General features: G+C 71.9%; 20 protein-coding genes and 1 pseudogene. 10 read left to right on the plus strand and 11 right to left on the minus strand.

Translation table 11 applies throughout. The features are described from left to right. Positions 1-18 precede the first annotated feature (18 nt). Positions 19-825, plus strand: coding sequence for a GNAT family N-acetyltransferase (locus tag ACFY1H_RS13740; protein ID WP_386946585.1), 807 nt, complete (start codon positions 19-21; stop codon positions 823-825). A gap of 285 nt (positions 826-1,110) precedes the next feature. Here the strand turns inward: ACFY1H_RS13740 and ACFY1H_RS13745 are convergent. Then, positions 1,111-1,467: pseudogene (locus ACFY1H_RS13745) on the minus strand (NAD(P)H-dependent oxidoreductase); the annotation flags it as partial. 70 nt (positions 1,468-1,537) lie between these two features. On the opposite strand from ACFY1H_RS13745, the gene ACFY1H_RS13750 reads away from it, so the two are divergent. Beyond that, positions 1,538-2,521 carry a GlxA family transcriptional regulator gene (locus tag ACFY1H_RS13750; RefSeq protein ID WP_386946586.1) on the plus strand — a complete coding sequence of 328 codons (984 nt, stop codon included), beginning with the start codon at positions 1,538-1,540 and terminating at the stop codon, positions 2,519-2,521. A gap of 160 nt (positions 2,522-2,681) precedes the next feature. Here ACFY1H_RS13750 and ACFY1H_RS13755 read toward each other — a convergent pair whose 3' ends face one another. From ACFY1H_RS13755 to ACFY1H_RS13790, 8 genes are all read right to left on the minus strand, one after another. Beyond that, complete coding sequence (locus ACFY1H_RS13755; protein WP_386946587.1) at positions 2,682-3,596, minus strand: NBR1-Ig-like domain-containing protein; 915 nt, start codon at positions 3,594-3,596, stop codon at positions 2,682-2,684. Between the two features lie 78 nt (positions 3,597-3,674). Beyond that, entirely contained in the window at positions 3,675-4,652 is a 978-nt protein-coding gene (locus ACFY1H_RS13760) for a TolB family protein (RefSeq protein WP_386946588.1), read from the minus strand. Next, on the minus strand, positions 4,649-5,878 hold the full coding sequence (locus ACFY1H_RS13765; RefSeq protein ID WP_386946589.1) for an MFS transporter: 1,230 nt from the start codon (positions 5,876-5,878) through the stop codon (positions 4,649-4,651). The genes ACFY1H_RS13760 and ACFY1H_RS13765 overlap by 4 nt, the downstream gene beginning before the upstream one ends. 65 nt (positions 5,879-5,943) lie before the next feature. Continuing rightward, positions 5,944-6,810, minus strand: coding sequence for an alkaline phosphatase family protein (locus tag ACFY1H_RS13770; RefSeq protein WP_366575405.1), 867 nt, complete (start codon positions 6,808-6,810; stop codon positions 5,944-5,946). Positions 6,811-6,960: 150 nt separating this feature from the next. Next, complete coding sequence (locus tag ACFY1H_RS13775; protein ID WP_386946590.1) at positions 6,961-7,773, minus strand: class I SAM-dependent methyltransferase; 813 nt, start codon at positions 7,771-7,773, stop codon at positions 6,961-6,963. After that, positions 7,770-8,096: a VOC family protein gene (locus ACFY1H_RS13780; protein ID WP_386946591.1), complete on the minus strand. Its 327-nt coding sequence runs from the start codon at positions 8,094-8,096 to the stop codon at positions 7,770-7,772. The genes ACFY1H_RS13775 and ACFY1H_RS13780 overlap by 4 nt, the downstream gene beginning before the upstream one ends. Then, complete coding sequence (locus tag ACFY1H_RS13785; protein WP_366575401.1) at positions 8,093-8,242, minus strand: CopG family transcriptional regulator; 150 nt, start codon at positions 8,240-8,242, stop codon at positions 8,093-8,095. Before ACFY1H_RS13785 ends, ACFY1H_RS13780 begins: the two co-directional genes overlap by 4 nt. A 25-nt stretch (positions 8,243-8,267) precedes the next feature. Beyond that, positions 8,268-9,194, minus strand: coding sequence for an AraC family transcriptional regulator (locus ACFY1H_RS13790; RefSeq protein WP_386946594.1), 927 nt, complete (start codon positions 9,192-9,194; stop codon positions 8,268-8,270). Between the two features lie 82 nt (positions 9,195-9,276). Here ACFY1H_RS13790 and ACFY1H_RS13795 point away from each other — a divergent pair, with 82 nt between their 5' ends. Continuing rightward, a complete protein-coding gene (locus ACFY1H_RS13795; RefSeq protein WP_386946596.1) occupies positions 9,277-9,987 on the plus strand; it encodes an SDR family NAD(P)-dependent oxidoreductase in 711 nt (236 codons plus the stop codon). An 80-nt stretch (positions 9,988-10,067) separates the two neighbouring features. After that, positions 10,068-10,661: a hypothetical protein gene (locus ACFY1H_RS13800; protein WP_386946597.1), complete on the plus strand. Its 594-nt coding sequence runs from the start codon at positions 10,068-10,070 to the stop codon at positions 10,659-10,661. 9 nt (positions 10,662-10,670) lie between these two features. On the opposite strand, the gene ACFY1H_RS13805 is transcribed toward ACFY1H_RS13800, so the two are convergent. Both ACFY1H_RS13805 and ACFY1H_RS13810 read right to left on the minus strand, forming a co-directional pair. Continuing rightward, entirely contained in the window at positions 10,671-11,996 is a 1,326-nt protein-coding gene (locus ACFY1H_RS13805) for a hypothetical protein (RefSeq protein ID WP_386946598.1), read from the minus strand. A 52-nt stretch (positions 11,997-12,048) separates the two neighbouring features. Beyond that, positions 12,049-13,143 carry a C40 family peptidase gene (locus ACFY1H_RS13810; RefSeq protein WP_386946599.1) on the minus strand — a complete coding sequence of 365 codons (1,095 nt, stop codon included), beginning with the start codon at positions 13,141-13,143 and terminating at the stop codon, positions 12,049-12,051. A gap of 146 nt (positions 13,144-13,289) precedes the next feature. Here ACFY1H_RS13810 and ACFY1H_RS13815 point away from each other — a divergent pair, with 146 nt between their 5' ends. The 6 genes from ACFY1H_RS13815 to ACFY1H_RS13840 all read left to right on the plus strand — a co-directional run bounded on the left by ACFY1H_RS13815 (position 13,290) and on the right by ACFY1H_RS13840 (position 17,584). Further along, positions 13,290-14,099 carry a biotin--[acetyl-CoA-carboxylase] ligase gene (locus tag ACFY1H_RS13815; protein WP_386946600.1) on the plus strand — a complete coding sequence of 270 codons (810 nt, stop codon included), beginning with the start codon at positions 13,290-13,292 and terminating at the stop codon, positions 14,097-14,099. A gap of 190 nt (positions 14,100-14,289) precedes the next feature. Further along, on the plus strand, positions 14,290-14,874 hold the full coding sequence (locus ACFY1H_RS13820; protein ID WP_366575391.1) for a PH domain-containing protein: 585 nt from the start codon (positions 14,290-14,292) through the stop codon (positions 14,872-14,874). 1 nt (position 14,875) lies between these two features. Then, a complete protein-coding gene (locus ACFY1H_RS13825) occupies positions 14,876-15,817 on the plus strand; it encodes a hydroxymethylglutaryl-CoA lyase (protein WP_386946602.1) in 942 nt (313 codons plus the stop codon). A gap of 1 nt (position 15,818) precedes the next feature. Continuing rightward, the gene (locus ACFY1H_RS13830) at positions 15,819-16,382 is read left to right on the plus strand and encodes a GNAT family N-acetyltransferase (RefSeq protein ID WP_386946604.1); all 564 of its coding nucleotides are present in this window, start codon (positions 15,819-15,821) and stop codon (positions 16,380-16,382) included. Positions 16,383-16,502: 120 nt separating this feature from the next. Next, positions 16,503-17,327: a TNT domain-containing protein gene (locus tag ACFY1H_RS13835; protein ID WP_386946606.1), complete on the plus strand. Its 825-nt coding sequence runs from the start codon at positions 16,503-16,505 to the stop codon at positions 17,325-17,327. Beyond that, entirely contained in the window at positions 17,324-17,584 is a 261-nt protein-coding gene (locus ACFY1H_RS13840) for a hypothetical protein (RefSeq protein ID WP_220246333.1), read from the plus strand. The genes ACFY1H_RS13835 and ACFY1H_RS13840 overlap by 4 nt, the downstream gene beginning before the upstream one ends. Positions 17,585-17,602 lie beyond the last annotated feature (18 nt).

Here is a 17,602-nt window from a genome sequence, read left to right on the forward strand (position 1 = left end):
CGGGCATAGGCTGGCGGCGTGCTTCCCGTCCGCCCGCTCGGGCCCGCCGACCTGTCCGCCTGCCTCGACCTCGGAGCCGACCGCGACTGGCCGCGGGAGCACCGCAAGTGGTCGATCCTGCTCGACGTCGGGCGTGGTTTCGGCATCGACGCGCCCGACGGCGGGCTCGCCGCCACCTCGATCCTGGTCGAGACGGGGCCGGTCGCGTCGATCTCGATGGTCGTGGTCGCCGCCCGCTACGCACGCCAGGGCCTGGGCGGCCGCGTGACGTCCGAGGCCGTCGCGGCCGCCGGCGACGCCACGGTGTTCCTGCACGCGAGCGACTTCGGGCTGCGGCTCTACGAGTCCCTCGGCTTCGTGGCCGACGGCGGCTGCGAAGGCCACCTCGGACTGCTCGCCGACGACGGCGGCCCGGCTTCGCGGCCGATCACTCCGTCCGACGTGGCCCGGGTGTACTCGCTCGACGCCGACGCGCAGGGCTTCTCGCGAGAGGCGCTGCTGGACCGGCTGCTGTTCGAGGCCGAGCACGTCCACGTGACGGACGACGGGTTCGCGTTCGGCACCGTGCTGGACGGCGTGACGGTGATCGGCCCGGTGGTCGCTCCGGACGAGGAGCAGGCGCGCTCGTTGATCCGCGGCATCGCGCGAGCGGCCGGGGGCCGGATCCGCGTCGACGTGGATCTCGCCCACCCGGGTCTCTCCGGCTGGTGCCGCGCGTCCGGCCTGCTGCCGATCGGCCCGGCTCCACGCCTGGTCCACGGTGGCCGGCCGCTGCCGGGTGACGCGGCGCGGCGGTTCGCGCCGTACAACCGCGCGCTGGGCTGAGCTCACCGCGCCAGCCAGGACGCCTCGGGTGGTGGCGATGTGGTGCATGTTCGTCTCGCCCCATTCGCCGAGGGTGAGGAGCGCGGTGTTGAGCGCCTGGCCGCGCTCCTCAGGCACGCCAGGCGAAGCCCGTGCCACGGCGAAGTGGGCTTCGCAGTACGGCGAAGGCGTGACCCCGGAGTTGTTCACGCCGCCGGCGACGGGCGACTATCGCGCGGAAGTGTCCTGTGTGGACATCAACCCCCGTGGGCTGGCGCACCTCCTCGAGAATTCTCGGGGCCTCGACGCGCGAGTGCCGGCGGCACCGTAGCGGAGGGTGCGGCCGTCTTCGCCGCGGACGTCGTAGGCGTAGCCCTTCACGAAGACGCGGTCGAACCAGCCTTTCAGCATGGCGGGCGTGCCGTACCACCAGAGCGGGAACTGGAAGACCACGGCATCGGACCAGGTCAGCTTGGCCTGTTCGGCCCGGACGTCGGCCGGGACCGCGGCGATCTCCTCGACGACCGGGTTCCACTTCATGGCGTACAGGTCCGACTCGCGCACGTCGTGGCCGAGGGCGCGCAGCGTCGCCAGGCCCTCGTCGCGCAGCGCGCCACCGAGGGAGTGCGGGTCGGGGTGGGCGAAGAGCCAGAGGACGTTCATGCCGCCAGGGTCGCTCGCGGGCCGGACCGGAAAAAGTGGCCCGATGGACAACCTGTGCAAGAATCAGGCCATGTCCGTTTTCCGGCACCCTGACAGGCACCACGTGGCGGTGCTCGTGCGCCACGGCATGCTCGTGATGGAGCTCGGCATCGTGCACCGCCTGTTCGGCCAGGCGCGCTCGGCCGAGGGCGAGCCGCTGTACGAGGTGGTCACGTGCACGCCCGAGCCCGGCGACGTCCGCACCGACTCCGACGTGGTCATCCCCGTCGCGGTGGGTCCGGAGGCGATCGCCGAGGCCGACACGGTGGTGATCCCGGCGTCGTCGCTCGAGTACGAGCCCACCGGCCGCGAGTACCCGCCGGCGCTGGCCGCCGCCATCGACCGCATCCGCCCCGACGCTCGTATCGCGTCGATCTGCACCGGCGCCTTCGTGCTCGCCGCCGCGGGCCTGCTCGATGGTCGCCGCGCGACCACGCACTGGCGTTCGGCGTGCGAGTTCCAGCTGGAGTACCCGCGGGTGAAACTCAACCCCGACGTCCTCTACACGGAGGACGGCAACGTCTTCACCTCCGCCGGCGTCGCGTCCGGCATCGACCTCTGCCTGCACCTGATCCGGCGCGACTTCGGCGCGGCCGTGGCCAACGAGGTCGCGCGCGGCACCGTCGTCTCACCGCACCGCGAGGGTGGGCAGGCGCAGTTCATCCGCCGCCCGGTGCCCGAGCCGCAGACCGCGTCGACGGGCGCCGCGCGGGCGTGGGCGCTGGAGCACCTCGGTCGGCCGCTGACGCTGCGCGACCTGGCGGCGAAGGAGGCGATGAGCGTGCGGACGTTCACGCGGCGCTTCCGCGAGGAGGTCGGGATCTCGGCGTTGCAGTGGCTCACGCAGCAGCGCGTGGAACGCGCACGGCAGCTGCTGGAGGAGACGGACTTGCCGATCGACCGCATCGCGACCGACTGCGGCTTCGGCACGGCGGCTTCGCTGCGCCAGCACCTGCAGAGCGCGCTCGGGGTGTCGCCCAGCGCCTACCGGAGCACGTTCCGCCGCACCGCGTGAATCGGCGGTCCGTGGGGCACCCTTCGCCCGGGCCACCCCACGGACCGACCCCCAGAATCCGCCGAAGACGGTGGGAGGGTCGTCTTCGCTGCGACCCATTTTCCGGGCGGAATGGGGTGTTCGGTACCAACCTGACCAGGTCTTACAGAATCTGACAGCGTCAGGGAACGACGGTCACCAGCACGTACACCGGACGCTTCGTCGTGAAGAACTCCGTGCCCGCCGCGTCGACCATCTTCCAGCCGATCCAGCAACGGCCCGGTGCGTCCGACGCGGTCACCGGCACGCTGATCATCACGTGCTCGCCGGGCGCCGTGTCGCCGATCAGGACGCGGTCGGGCGTGCGGCAGGTGCCAGGCGCGGGCGGCAGGTCCATGCGCTGCAGGTAGCGCTCGTGCCAGCGCACCGAACCCGCGTTCTCGAGCTCCCACACCTTCTGCACGGTCACGCCGACGTGCACCGCCGTGCCATCGGGCACCGTCACGTCGGCGATGAACTTGGTGTTGTCGCCCGGGATGCGGGCGCTCGGGTCGCCCGCCGGGGTGCCCAGCTTGCCGGGGATGACGAACGCGGCCACGGCCGCCAGCACGGCGACCACGGCAGCGCCGACGACCAGCGCGTTCCGGCGGGTCGAGCGCTTGCGCGGCGGCGGGACGAGGCGGACGCCTTCGACACCCGGCTCGACAGCATCCGACTCGACAGCATCCGACTCGACAGCATCCGACTCGGCAGGACCCGCCTCGACAGCACTCGCCTCGACAGCACTCGCCTCGGCCGCGCTGACCGGGGCCTCACTAACCTGGGCCACCGCGACTGGTTCCGGCACCGGCGGCACGCCCTTGAGCTCCACCCACCGCGCCCGCCACGGCTCTTCGTCCGCGCCACACGCCTTCACGAACTCCCGTGTGGTCTCCCACGACGGGAACCGCGTGCCCTTCACCGCCTCGTGCAAGGTGGTGTGGGAGATGCAGCCGGAACGTTCGGCCATCTTGCGGAACGACGGGTTGCCGGCGCTCGCGCGCAGCGCGGCCAGCTCCGCGGCGAGCACGTCGGCCGGGTCCGGCTCCGCGCTCATCGGTCTCCCTGGGTGTCAGATCCGCTCTTCCGGACAAGTCTGACACCCGGCGGGGCCTCGCCGGCGCCCGGGGAACGGTCAGCCCAGCGCGGCCGGCGACTCCGCGTCGGACACCAGCACGCGCGGCACGCCACTGCCGTCGGCCGGCACCGTCCAGACGTCCGAGTGCTGCGTGCCACGCGGGATGGCGTACGCGACGGAGCGGTCGTCGAGCCACGCCGCCTGGTCGTCGACGCTGCGGGTCTCGGCCAACGGCGTCACGTGGCCCGAGGCGAGATCGAGCACCGAGAGGCGCCAGCCCTTGGCCGGGTCGTCGTCGATGGCCGACTTGAACGCGATGCGCGTGCTGTCCGGCGACAGCGAGGGGCACTCCACGTTCTCCCGGATCGACACGATCGTGTGCGCTCGGAAGTCGCCGCGGACCAGGTAGCGGTGACCGGCGGTGGACATCGTGGCGTAGAAGGTGTGGTCGTCGCGGGTGAACGTGACGCCCCAGAAGTTGAGGTCCACGGCCTGGTACGGCTTGCCGTTCAGCGTCACCGCGAAGTCCTCCAGCGTCGGCGCCAGCTCGCCCGTGCGCGTGTCGAGGATGCCGGCGCGGGTGGAGAACACGCCGCCGTTGTAGGAGTCGCCGGTGACGAACACCGTCCACGCCACCAGGTTGCCGCTCGGCGAGACACGCGCGCGGTTGGGCAGGCCGACCAGCGGGATCTCCCGCTTCGACGTGAGCCCGGAGTCGAGCAGGGCCAGCTGGTACGTGGTCAGGTCGCCGTCCTGGCGCAGGCACAGGCCGGTGCCTGCGGCGGCGTACACGCGGGCGCAGGTCACGGGCGACACCGCGCGCGGGCCGCCCGGATCCGCCGCCGACACCGTGACGACGTGGCCGCGCGAAGCGTCGGCCGTGCTGCGCACCAGCAGCCGCGGGCCGGGAGCCAGGGACACCGTGCCGGTGGCCGCGACGTCGCGGTTGCGCGCCGCCGCCATCCCGACGTACACCGCCGCCGCGGCGACCAGCACCACGACGCCGGCCACCGCCACCAAGATCCGCGTTTTCATCGCGCCTTCCGAAGGAGTCCGAACGTCACCACGATCGCGAGCACGGCCGCGCCCGCCGCCACGGCCATCGACGGCCCGATGCCCCACACCTGCCACGCCAGCCCGAACAGCGCGGACGAGACGAAGTACGCCACGGCCTGGCCGGTCTGGATGAGCGAGATGCCCGTGGTGCGCAGGGCTTCCGGCAGGACCGGTCCCGCCAGCGCCATCAGCACACCGTCGGTGGCCGCGTAGAACGCGCCGTAGAGCGCGAGCGACAGCACCACCAGCGGCCAGCCCGACACGGGCCCGGCCAGCAGCAGGTAGACCACGACCAGCGCGCCGTAGCCGCAGAGCACGACCGGCAGCCGCCCGAACCGGTCGGCCAGCGAGCCCAGCGGCGCGGCCAGCACGAGGTAGGCGAGGTTCGTGCCCACGGCCAGCAGCGGGAACCAGCCCGTGCCGATGTCCTCGCGGCGTTGCAGCAGCAGGTAGACGAAGCCGTCGCCGATGGTCGCCGTGCCGAGCACGCACGCGGCGATCAGCAGCCGCCGCACGGACGCCGACTTCAGCAACGCGGCCGCCGCACGCGGGGACACCGTGCCGGTGGCCGGGCGCGGCGTGCGGTGGTCCCGCACGAAGAGGATCAGCAGCAGCACGCCGATCGCCGCGATGCAGAAGCTGGTGACGAACACCGCGTCGAACGCGTCGGTGCTCGAAGCGCCGACCAGCGCGAGCACACCCAGCGCCACGAGCGGTCCGGCGAACGCACCGGCGCTGTCCATCGCGCGGTGCACGCCGAACGCCCGCCCGAGCATGTCCTGCGGCGCCGACAAGGTGATCAGCGCGTCGCGCGGGGCCGTGCGCAGGCCCTTTCCGGTGCGGTCCGCGGTGATCACCGCGCCGATCGCGCCCGCCGACGCGCCGGCCGCGACAAGCCCCAGCTTCGCGAGGGCCGAGATCGCGTAGCCGATCCCGGCGATGGTCTTGCGCCGGCTCACGCGGTCGGCGAGGTAGCCGCCGACGAGCCGCAGCAGCGCCGTCGCGCCGGTGTACAGGCCGTCGACGAGGCCGTAGATCGCGGGGCTCAGGTGCAGGCTGAGGACGAGGTAGATGGGCAGCACCGCCGTGACCATCTCCGAGGAGATGTCCGTGACGAGGCTGACGGTGCCGAGCGCGAGCACGTTCGCGGCGATCTTCCCCTTGGAGACCTTGTGCTCACTGCGGCCGATGGTGGAGAGGTACACGGACGCGCCCTTCTGGAGCCGCGGGCGCGCCCACTGTGTCTACAGTGGACGCGCCCGCGGAGGGATCACTGCCAGACGTCGAGGATCGGCGACTTGCTCGCCGCGCCCGCGATCCCCGGCAGGCCGTAGGAGGCCTCGATGGTGCGCAGGACCGTGTAGTGGTTGATGGATTCGGAGTAGCTGCCCGGCTTCACGTGGGCGCCGACGAACGTGGTGTAGATCTGGTTGACCGAGGTGCCGCTGTCCTCGTCGAACGTGACGATCAGCAGGCTGTTGTGAGTCTTGGCCCACTGCGCGTACGAGTCGAGGTGGCTCTTCAGCCAGGTGTCACCGGTGCCGATCGAGCAGTCGTGCATGTCGCTGCACATGTTCGGCGTCACGAAGGAAACCGTGGGCAGCTGCGTGTAGTCGGTGGGGAAGCTGGAGTAGCGGACGTTGCTGGCCGCCGGGACGTTCGAGAAGTCCACCCAGCTGTTGTGCTTGCGCTGGTAGTTGCCGCTGACGCAGCCGGTGTAGCCGTCGGACGGCATGGACTCCGAGTAGCCCTTGAACGTCTTGCCGGCGCCGATCAGCTGCTGGCCGAGGTTGGCCTTGCTGCCGAGGTTGGCGGGGCAGGAGTCGCTCGTGACGCCCTGGGTGGCGCCGGAGAACAGGGCGACGTAGTTGGGTTGGCTCGGGTGGGTGATCGCGAAGGAGCTGGTGAACTTCGCGCCCTGGCTGGCCAGGGAAGTGAAGTACGGGGCGGCCGACGAGGTGATGGACGAGGCCTTCTTGTTCTCGAACATCACCAGCACGATGTGGTCGAACGCCGGCACGGCCGCGGCGGCGGGCGCCACGTCCGGTTCGCCGGTGTTCGTGACGGCTGCCGTCACCACGCCGGCCGCGGCCAGCGTCGCCGCGGCGAGCGCGGCCACGATCCGCTTGCGGATCATGAGTCCTCCTGGGTCGGGGGGAAGGGCGACTCATGATGGGGACGCCAGCGGGCCGGGGCGTGCCCGGTTGGGGTCCGGGGCGTGGTCGGAAAATGAACAACAAGGGTGTGGAGTAGCGCATTCGTCCGCTTGGCGCGGTCTGTGGCCGGTTCAGACGGTGGCGACCAGGAAGTCCTCTCCGGTGGACGGCCGCAAGCCGTCCGCGCGGCCGGCGAAGTACCGCTCGGCCAGGGCGGTTCCGGAGACGTGGCGGACGTCGGCGAACCCCGCGTCACGGGCCGTCGCCAGCACTTCGTCGGGCCGGTAGAAGCTGACGAACGGGGTGCCGGCGGCCTTCGCGCCGTCTTGGCTGGCCCGCAGGCCCGGGCGGTCGGTGGTGTCGAGCGGGTCCTGGGGCAGCAGGAAGGTCATGGCCAGCGTCGTGCCTTTCGCCAGGCCGGCGACGGCGCGCAGGGTTTCCGCGGTGGTGGCCTTCGACAGGTACATGCTCACACCCGTGGACGCGAACACCGCGGGTTGTGCCGGGTCGAAGCCGGCGGCCGTCAGCTCGGCGGGCCACGACTGGCCGGATTCGAAGTCGACGGGCACCAACGTCGGCAGCGGGTAGCCGAGAGCCAGCAGGCGCTCGCGTTTCCAGGCCTGGGTGCCGGGTTGGTCGATCTCGAAGACGGTGGTCTTCCCGGGCTGACGCTGGGCGAACGAGTCGAGGCCGGCGCCGAGGATCACGTACTGGCTCGCGTTTCGTTCCAGCACCAGCTCTTCGACGAACCGAGCGCGCGCGACCATGCTCGCCCGGAACCCTCGTGTGGTCACGGGATCCATGTCCGGGCGCCGGCGCCAGCCCTCGTCGGGCGCCGCGAGCTCCAGGCCGACGCGGTCTTGGAACACGTGTGGCGCGGCGTCCACTTCGAGGTGCAGGGCGCGCCACAACGCGGTGCGCAGCGCGGTGTTGTCCACACTCATGCCTGCAGTGTCCACAAGCGACCGTCGGGGTCGCGCACGGTCATCTCTTCCGTGCCGTAGTGCGTGGTTTCGTACGGGGTCACGACCTCGACGTCCGGGCCTGGTTCGGCGGCGCCGGGTGCCTTGAGCACGAGCCGCGTGCGGGTCTCCTGCGTTTCCGGCACCTCGGCGATGAACACGGACGGCCCCTGCTTGCCGCGGAACTGCCCCGAGTGGTGGTCGGTCTCGAACTCCAGCTCGAACCCCAGCGACTGGAAGAACTTCGCGGCCTTGCCCCAGTTGTGCGTTTCGAGGAACACGGCCTCGATGCCTTCGGCGGTCATTCGCTCTCCTCCTCGAGGTATTCGCGCAGCGCTTCCGCGACCAGCGCGGACAGCGACGAGCCCGTCTCGATGGCGCGGATCTTCACCTGCTTGATCAGGCTGACCGGCAGGTACACGTTGAACTGCTTCACGTCCTCGTCGCCCACCTCCTGAAGCTAGCATGCTAGCAAGCTAGCCCGCAACGGTTCGCCGCCAGTCCGACGGGCTGACGCCACGGGCGCGCTTGAACGCGACGCTGAACGCGAACGCGTCGGTGTACCCGGTCTCTCGGGCAACGTGGGCGATGGGTTTTTCCGTGTCCCGCAACAGATCCGCGGCCAGCGTCATGCGCCAGCCGGTGAGGTAGGTCAGCGGCGGCTCGCCGACGAGCGTCGCGAACCGGGCGGCGAACGCTGCCCTCGACAAGCCGACCTCGGCGGCCAGCTCGGCGACCGTCCACCGGCGCGCGGGATCGCCGTGCAACAGGCGCAGCGCTTCGCCGACGCTCGGGTCGGCCAGCGCGCGGTACCACGACGGCGGGGTCGGCGACTCGGCGCACCAGGCCCGCAACGCCTGGACCAGCACCAGATCCAGCAGCCGGTTGAGCACGGCGTCCTGGCCCGGTTCGTCGCGGGAGACCTCGGCGGCGAGTAGATCGAGCGTCACGCCGGTGCGGGGTCCCGCCGGCACCACGGCCAGCTCCGGCAGGAGGGCGAGGAGCCGGTCGCTGACCTCGCCGTGGAGCTCGTACGCGGCGCGGAGCATCACCGGCGCGCCGGGCAGCCCGTCTCCGTATGTGCGCGGGGCGAGGAACCAGTGCTCCGTCGTGGGTTCGCCGCTGGGCAGGTACTTGCGGTTGCCGCGGATCGTGACCTGCTCGGCCGTGCCCGGGTCGTCGGCGATCGTGTAGTCGCGGCTGGTGACCAGCGCGATGTCCCCGGCTTCGAGGCGCACGGGCTCGCCGCCGGCCCGGATCGACGCGCGGCCGCCGAGCGTGGCCATCACGGTGAGGGCGGGCGCGTCCGCGTACGAGACCGACCACGGCGGGCGCTGGACCAGCCGGCGCACCAGTGCGGTCCTCGCGCGGGCGCGGTGCAGGAGGTCGGTGAGCACGTCCATGACCTCGACGGTAGACGATCGCAAAGGAATCCTGGACTGTCGACCATGGATGGTCTGGCTGCGGCGGGGTTGGCTGGTCACCATGACCAAGTCGCTAGTCGTGTTCGGAGCCGGCCCGGGAGTCGGCCGCGCCATCGCCCGCCGCTACGGGAAGGCGGGTTACGACGTCGTCCTCATCGCCCGCCGCCGGGCTCCGCTGGAGGAGTTCGCCGCCGTGCTGGCGGCCGACGGCACCACCGCGCACGTGCTCACCGCCGATCTGTCCGAAACCACTTCGATCCCCGCTCTCGCCACGCAGATCCGCGCCCTCGTCGGAGACCCCGACGTCGTCTACTACGCCCCTTCACCCGGCGACCCGGACTTCACCTCCGCAGCGGCGCTCACCTCGGCCCGGCTGCACGCGTTGCTGCCACTGGCCCTCGACGCCCTGATCGCCGTCGTCGCGGAGTTCCTGCCCGCCATGCTCGCGCGCGGCGACGGCGCGATCCTCACCGCGCAGGGCGCCGCCGCCGTCAAGGGCCGGCCCCACATGAGCGGCTGGGGGCCGCTCTTGGCCGCGCAGCGCAACTACCTCCAGTCGCTGGCCGCGGAGGTCGCCGACCAGGGTGTGACCGTCGGCCAGCTCCACATCGGCGCGCGCATCACCGGCACGCCGTTCGACGATCACTACCGCGCTTCGGGCCGGCCGGAGGACGCTTTCCCGGCCGCCGATCCGGCCGACCTGGCGGAGTTGTTGTGGACCATGCACGCCGACCGCAAACCGCGGGAGTTGCTGGTCCCGTCGGACTGGTGACGCGGTTCCGGTCGCCGTAACTCGGTTGAGCGCCGTCGTACGGTGATCGGTACCAGGGGAACTCGTCGAAGGAGCCGGCCGTGCCATTCACCGAATCGACCGAACCGGTTCCCCCGGAGCTGAGGACCGACGAGTTCTTCCTGCGGCCGATCGTCGTTGGTGACACGGAGAAGGACTACGCCGCCGTGATGGAAACGCGCGAGCCCCTGCGGTTGTGGCGGCAGTCGACGTGGCCCGAGGACGAGTTCACGGTGGAGGAGAACCGGAAAGACGTTCTCGACATGGAAGAACGCCATGCCGCGCACCGGGCGTTCAACTACACCGTGCTCGACCCGGCCGGCGCCCGGTGCGTGGGCTGCGTCTACGTCTTCCCCACGAGCGCCACTTTCCTCACGAAGGCCACGGTGACTCCCATCGGGGACGACTCCTGGGCGGACGTGGACGCGGTCGTCTTCTTCTGGGCCCGGCTGCCCGAAATGGAGAAGGGCATGGACGAACGCCTTCTCGCGGCGCTGCGCACGTGGTTCAGGGACGAGTGGAAGTTCTCGAACACCGCCTACGCCACGAGTGAGCCGTTCACCCAGCAAGTGGAGCTCTTGAAGCGCGCCGGTCTGAACCTGAAGTTCGAGCTGCTCGAACCCGCCAATCCGGGAAAGCGGCTCGTCTTCGGCTGAGCGGAAAGCTCAGCCGAGTTCGGGGAAACACGCGGCGGCGAGCAGGCGCAGGTCCTTCGCGTTCCCGGCGGGCGATCGGTCGGGCGGTGGCGCCTCAGCCGCTGGGCCGGGCACTCCCTGGGCGACGCGCCGGGTGTTCGGCGCCTTCTCCAAAGAGTGCGCGCGGTATCGCCACCGCTCGGCGCGGCGGGGCTGGACCCGGCCCGACAGCGCCGCGGGAGCCGGGAGCTCCGGGAACAGCCCGGCCAGGAACTCGACCTCCGCGTACGGCCGGGCGCCCGTCGAGTCGACCGACCAGACGTACAAGGTCACCCACCGGTCGGCGGTGACTCGCATCGCGTACACGTCGCCCGCCGCGGCGGGTTCCGTACCGACGGATCGCGGAACCGCTCCGGTGCGGGCCTGCTTCGCCAGCTCCCGCACGCGTTTCCCGACGGCGGCAGTGATCGTCGAGCCAGGTGTCGGCCGCGGCGCGTCGAGATCCACGTCGCCGGTGTCGAAGTCCGCGAACACCTCGCGCACGACGTCCTCGCGCAACCCGTCCGACGATCGCCACCACGCCAGCGGTCCCTGGACCTCGACCCGGTCGTTCGGGCGCTGGTCCCGCTCGACGTAGTCCGACCAGCGCCGGGCCAACCCGTGGTGGTCCGCCGTCGCCACCACGCCGACGAGCGCGAGCTCTTCGAGCAGGCAGCCGTACGCGTGGACCGCGGTCGTGCCCAGCAGCCGGTGGCGCTTGAGTTCCGTGCGGGTAGGCCCGTAACCCTTGCCTGCGGGCAAGGTGCGAAGCACGGTCAGCACCGCGCGCAGCACCCAGCGGTCGTGCTTGGACGGAACCGGCCGCGGCTGCCCGGTCAGCTCTTCCAGCGCCAGAACGTGACCCGGCACGTCACCGTCGATCGGCGCGCCCTCGGTGTGCCGCCGGTACCAGGAATCCGTCGGCGCGAGCACCGGCAACGCCTTCGTCCCGCACACTCGGCAGACGTCCGACCCTGGATACGGAACGGACTCGTGCTCGGGCAGCCCGCGCGCGAGGAGCGCCCCGGTCAGCGCGGGTCGCCAAGCCCACGACGCCGACCACAACCCGGGGACCCACACCGCCGCCGCATCTGTTGGGTCCCACGCTGCCCCGAGCTCCCGCAGCGTGGTGACCGCCTCGTCGTGGGTGGTCCGCCGGAGTGCGTCGTGCGCACGACCGGCGGCGGCCAGCACCTCCGCGTCGCCCTTCGTCGCGTCCGTGACCCTCGGCAGGGAGCCGCCGGTCCGGTCCGCGCTCACCCGCGCGTAGCGCGCGAGCAGATCGACCAGCGCCTCACCGGATTCCTGGCTGTGCACGGCGAAAGGCTAACCGAGCTCGCCGTCGCCAAGACGGCCGAAGTGACGGTGATCAGGCCGGGCGGCCCGCGCCCGCGTAGTCGTCGCCGGGGGAGTGGTAGGTGTGGATCTGGATGGCCTGGCCCTCGGTGGGCGCGTTGATCATCAGGCCGTTGCCCAGGTACAGGCCGACGTGGTGGATGCGCGTGGCGGGGGAGCCGTAGAAGACGAGGTCGCCGAGCTGGGGTTCGCCGGTGACCGGGGGCAGGGCGCGGAACTGGCTGTCGGCCGTGCGGGGCAGGGCGACGCCGGCGCTGTCGTAGGACGCCTTCGTCAGGCCGGAGCAGTCGAAGCCCGCGGCGCCGGCGTCGGGGCCGTTGCCGCCCCAGACGTACGGCAGGCCGAGCTGGCCGAGGGCGAAGCGGGTGGCGCGCACGGCCGGGCTGTTCGCCTTCGCGGGGTCGAGGGAGAGCGTGGCGTAGAGCTGCGCGTTGCCGAGCACGCGCTGGCGGAACAGCTCACTGTCCTTGCTCGCGTACGCGGCGATGGACTTCCACCAGCCCGTGCCCGCGGACAGGTCGGCGCCGCCGGCGCACAGGGCGCGGCCCGCGGCGACCGACGCCGAACTCGGGTCGGTGAGAGCCGGCTTGTCGACTCCCGGGATTTTCGCGCCGTACTTCTTCCACGCCGCCGGCGAGAGGCCCATGGGGTTGTCGCCGTGGCGACCGTGGTCGGAGCCGGCCTCGCCGACGCCCGCGAGCGTCACCCACGACAGGTGGCAGCCGGGGTCTTCGGAGCGCAGCGCGAGCTCGCCGTTGGCGTAGCCGATCAGCGCGTCGGCGGGGATGTCGAGGGGGCCGGCGAGCGACTCGGCCCACTGCTGCAACGGCGTCTTGCCGCCACCGCCGGCAGCGCCCTGACCGGGTTCCTGTGCCGCGACGGGCGCGCTCACCTCGAGCACCGACGGTCCGGCCTGCGCCGTCGCGGCGGACGCGACGGGAGTCTGCGGCGCGGGTTGGTCGCGGTCGGCCACGAGCCAGCCCGCGGTGACGAGGCCGGCCACGAGCGGCAGCGCGACGAGTCCACGGTGGAACGCACCGCGCGCCCAGGACTTGCCTGCCCCCTTGCCGGCAGCGGCAGACGAGGGCGCGGCTTTTTCATCCGGCACGGCTTTCGTATCCGGCACAGCGTTTGAATCGAACACAGCGCTGTGCTCGGGGTCAGGCGGCGTCACGGCGTCCAATCTAGAAGAGCGCACCTCTGCGTAACGAGCGAGTCGCTTGCACGTTAGGGGGACTCTCATATTCTGGGCACATGTCTGGCATGGACGCAGCGCGACTGCGGGATGGACTCGGCGATCGGTACTCCCGGGTGGACGTGGTGGAGACCACCGGCTCCACCAACGCCGACCTGCGAGAAGCCCTGGAAGACGGGGGTGTCGACCGCACGGTGCTGGTCGCCGAGGAGCAGACCGCGGGCGTCGGCCGGCGGGCGCGTTCGTGGAGCTCGCCGAAGGGCGCCGGGCTGTACTTGAGCGTGGCGCTGCGGCCCGCGGGCGTGCCCTTCGCGGCACTCGGCTCACTGTCCGTGGTGGCGGGCCTCGCCGTGCGCGGGGTGGCCGCCCAGCTGGGGGTCGACGCCGTTCTCAAATGGCCCAACGACGTGCTCGCCGGACCCGACCGCGCCAAGTGCGCGGGGATCCTGGCCGAGGCCGTCGCGGGCGGCGAGCCGGCGGTCGTGCTCGGCATCGGCCTCAACGTGCTGCCGCTCGGTGAAGACGTGCCGGCCGGCCCCGGCGGCCTGCCCGCGACGTCGCTCGCCGAGCAGGGCGCCCCCGACCCGGACCGCACCGAGGTCGCGCTCGCCTTGCTCAGCCGCCTTGACGACCTCGAACGCCGCTGGCGCGCCGCGGCCGGCGACCTCACCGCCGCCGGCCTGCTCGACGACTACCGCGCCCACTGCGCCACCCTCGGCCAGGAGGTGCGCGTCGAGCTGCCCGGCGACCGCGCCCTCACCGGCCGCGCCGTCGACCTCGACGCGATGGGCCAGCTGCTCGTCGACGCCACCGACGGCCGCCGCGTGACCGTGTCCGCCGGCGACGTGGTGCACGTTCGCCCGGCGTGACCCGCTGTGCTGATCGTTACCAATCCGACCACAGTCACGGCCGGATGGCTTCGCGGCAACAGTTAGGTGCCGCGCGGGGTCGGCCTGCTTTTGGTCGGATCGGTGAACCGCGGCGTCCGCGCGCCGCGAGCGCCCTCGCGCCGGTACGGTGAGTCGACCAGCGCAGACACACACCAGGGGAGCGTCCGTCGTGGCCTATCCGGACGATTTGCTCAGTCAGAACGAGGAAGTGGTGGTGCACAGCCACCCGCATTTCAAGATGCTGATCTTCCCGTTCGTCGCCTTCGTGATCACGATCGCGGCCGCCGTCTGGCTCATCCTGCTCGTGCAGGACGCGACGGCGCCGTGGAACAACGTCGGCATGATCGCCATCGGCGTGGTGGCGCTCGTGCTCGTGGTGTGGCTGTTCCTCGCGCCGCTCGTGCGCTGGCGGACCACGCACTTCATCGTGACCACCGACCGCCTGATCGCGCGCGAAGGCGTGGTGAAGCGCACCGGCATCGACATCCCGATGTCGCGCATCAACAGCGTTCAGTTCGAGCACGGCCTGCTGGACCGGGTGTTCGGCTGCGGCACGCTGATCATCGAGTCGGCCTCGGACGAGCCGCTGCGGTTCGACGACATCCCCCACGTCGAGCGCGTGCACACGGTGATCTACCGCGAGGTCAACGACAACCCGTACGACGACTACCGCGGCGCACCCGGGCAGGCCGGCCCCCAGGACACCGAGCCGTTGCCGCCGACGAACCACCCGCCGCGCGGACGGCGGCGCTGACGTGGGCGCCCGCGAAGTCGGCCTGCCCGAACGGGTCCCCGCCGAAGGCCTGCCCCAGCGCGTGACGATCTGGGAGGTCGGTCCGCGCGACGGCCTGCAGAACGAGTCCTCCGTCGTCCCCGTCGAGGTGAAGCTGGAGTTCCTCGACCGACTGGCCGCCGCCGGCCTCACCACGCTCGAGGCCACCAGCTTCGTGCACCCGAAGTGGGTGCCGCAGCTCGCCGACGCCGAACAGCTCCTCGCCGGCCTCGACCGCCGCGAAGGCGTGCGCTACCCGGTGCTCGTGCCCAACGAACGCGGCCTCAACCGCGCGCTCGACGCCGGCGTCTCTGACATCGCGATCTTCGCCAGCGCCACCGAGACGTTCGCGCAGAAGAACCTGAACTCGACGCTCGACGAGCAGTTCGCCATGTTCGAGCCGGTCGTCACGCGGGCGCGCGCCGAGGGCATGGACGTGCGCGGCTACCTGTCGATGTGCTTCGGCGACCCGTGGGAAGGCGTGGTGCCGGCCGAGCAGGTCGTGCGCGCGGGCAAGCGGCTGCTCGACTTCGGCTGCTCGCAGCTGTCGCTGGGCGACACCATCGGCGTCGCGACCACGGGCCAGGTCACGCGGCTGGTGCAGGAGTTCGAGAAGTCCGGAGTGGACGTCTCGGCGCTGGCTGTGCACTTCCACGACACCTACGGCCAGGCCCTGGCCAACACCGAGGCCGCGTTGCGCGCCGGCGTGTCCACTGTGGACTCGTCAGCCGGTGGCCTCGGCGGCTGCCCGTACGCGGAGTCGGCCACGGGCAACCTCGCCACCGAGGACCTGGTGTGGTTGCTGGAGGGCCTCGGCGTGGAGCACGGCGTGGACCTCGGCAAGCTCGTGGAGACGAGCGTGTGGATGGCCGGGCGGCTCGGCCGGCCGTCTCCGTCGCGGGTCGTGAACGCGCTCGCCGGCTGAGGTGCGCGAGTTCGTTCCGCTCGACGCGGCGTCGTGGCCGCTGTTCGAGCGGCTCTTCGGGCCGGGCGGGGTGCAGGGCGGCTGCTGGTGCGCGTTCTTCCGCCTGACCGGGCCGGAGTTCAAGGCCGCGGGCCGCGACGGACGCAAGGCGCATGTGCGCGGCGCGGCCGGGTCCGGCGTGCCGCTGGGCCTGCTGGCCGTGGTCGACGGCGAGCCGCTCGGCTGGGTCGCCGTGTCGCCGAAGCCGGACAACCCGCGGCTGGCGCGCTCGCCCGTGGCGGCTTCGGCCGAACCCGGGAACGTCTGGGCCGTGACGTGTTTCTACGTCGACCGCCGCGGTCGTCGGCGAGGACTGGCGGCCGAGCTGCTGCACGCGGCCGTCGCGTACGCGGCGGAGCACGGCGCCGACGTCGTCGAGGGCTACCCCGTGGCCGACGGCGACCGGCCGCCGGCGGATCTCTACCACGGCACACTCGGCCTGTTCACGCGCGCGGATTTCGAGGTTGTCGAACGACGCGGAGCGGCGCGGGCGTTGGTGCGGCGGAAGATCGCCCGCGCCGGATAAGGTGGAATCACCACCTTGTCCGGTGCCGCACGGAAGTTCCCCCTATCGGGGAATTGTGTGGAACCGGCTGGCGCGGCGGACGTCTTTCCTGAAGCCGGAGCAACCGAGAAGAGGGTGTCCGTGTCCGAACACGCCGAACCGGTCGACACCGACTTGGCCACCGGGCCCATCCGGCTGCCCGCGCAGTACGGCGGCCTGCTCGACGGCGGGTTCGACGACGCCCCGACACCCCCGACCGGCACCCGTCTCCCGCCCGCACAGCCGGCGCCGCGGCTGCCGTTTCCCGGCCGGCCGCACAACCAGGTCTTCCGCGGGCCCGTGCCGTACCCGGCTCCGCCGCCACCTCCGCCGATGGGCGCGCTGCGCACCGAGCGCGAGAGCGTGCTGGCGTTGTTCCTGGTCCACATGTTCCCGATCGGGCACCTGCCCGTGGCCGCGGACCGGCCCGCGCTGCAACTGCCGTTGCCGGACAACGGTTCCGGGCCGTTCGACCACCCGGACTCCGTGCTGCTCGACGACACCGCCACGCTCGAATACGTCTCACGCGGCCTCCGTCGCGCGCCCGCCCCGCCGGCCGACCCGCAGCCGCCCGCCGCGCTCTTCGAGGGCTACGAGCCGGGCGCCGAGGAGCCCGCGTGGCCACCGGTTCCGGAAGAAAACGCCGTGGTGCTCCCGGAAAACACCCTGCTCGACCGCTTCGGCGACGAACACGGCCGCCTCTTCGCCGCCGACGGCACGCCGTTCGCGCAGCGGTCGCTGCCCGAGTCCGCGCGCCACGCCGGCTACCGGCGCTACCGCGTGGTGAAGCCGGTGCCGATGTGGGGCTCGACCGCACCGGAGTGGTTCGGGCAGCCGGGCGGCGGGATCCGCTACCGTGCCGTGCTGGCCGCCGACGAGCTGGTCACCCTGGGGTTCCTGGCCGACGTCACGCGGGAGGCGCGATGAACACGCAGTCGATCCGGCGCTGGCTCGACCGGCTGGGCGTGCCCGCGGAGGTCGTCTCCGTCGGCACCGAGGCCGACAACGCGTGGTGCCTGATGCCGGCCGACGACGAGGGCTGGGAAGTCTTCTGGCGCGAGCAGGGCAACCGCTACGACTGGGCGCGCTTCACGTCCGAGCAGGTCGCCTGCCACTACCTCTTCGGCCGCCTCGCGTGGTCGCAGGTCGCGCGCGGCGCCGTCGGCGTGCTGCCCGGCCACTGAACCGATCGGGGCCGGGCA

It is taken from the genome of Amycolatopsis sp. NPDC001319 (assembly GCF_042896185.1).
GTDB lineage: Bacteria > Actinomycetota > Actinomycetes > Mycobacteriales > Pseudonocardiaceae > Amycolatopsis.

What these genes read in the sequence shown, in the direction of transcription:
- ACFY1H_RS13750 (WP_386946586.1), top strand. Translation starts at nt 1,538, where the DNA reads ATGTCCGTTTTCCGGCACCCTGACAGGCACCACGTGGCGGTGCTCGTG.
- ACFY1H_RS13795 (WP_386946596.1), top strand. Translation starts at nt 9,277, where the DNA reads ATGACCAAGTCGCTAGTCGTGTTCGGAGCCGGCCCGGGAGTCGGCCGC.
- ACFY1H_RS13840 (WP_220246333.1), top strand. Translation starts at nt 17,324, where the DNA reads ATGAACACGCAGTCGATCCGGCGCTGGCTCGACCGGCTGGGCGTGCCC.
- ACFY1H_RS13815 (WP_386946600.1), top strand. Translation starts at nt 13,290, where the DNA reads ATGTCTGGCATGGACGCAGCGCGACTGCGGGATGGACTCGGCGATCGG.
- ACFY1H_RS13770 (WP_366575405.1), bottom strand. Translation starts at nt 6,810, where the DNA reads ATGATCCGCAAGCGGATCGTGGCCGCGCTCGCCGCGGCGACGCTGGCC.
- ACFY1H_RS13790 (WP_386946594.1), bottom strand. Translation starts at nt 9,194, where the DNA reads ATGGACGTGCTCACCGACCTCCTGCACCGCGCCCGCGCGAGGACCGCA.
- ACFY1H_RS13760 (WP_386946588.1), bottom strand. Translation starts at nt 4,652, where the DNA reads ATGAAAACGCGGATCTTGGTGGCGGTGGCCGGCGTCGTGGTGCTGGTC.
- ACFY1H_RS13780 (WP_386946591.1), bottom strand. Translation starts at nt 8,096, where the DNA reads ATGACCGCCGAAGGCATCGAGGCCGTGTTCCTCGAAACGCACAACTGG.
- ACFY1H_RS13755 (WP_386946587.1), bottom strand. Translation starts at nt 3,596, where the DNA reads ATGAGCGCGGAGCCGGACCCGGCCGACGTGCTCGCCGCGGAGCTGGCC.
- ACFY1H_RS13775 (WP_386946590.1), bottom strand. Translation starts at nt 7,773, where the DNA reads ATGAGTGTGGACAACACCGCGCTGCGCACCGCGTTGTGGCGCGCCCTG.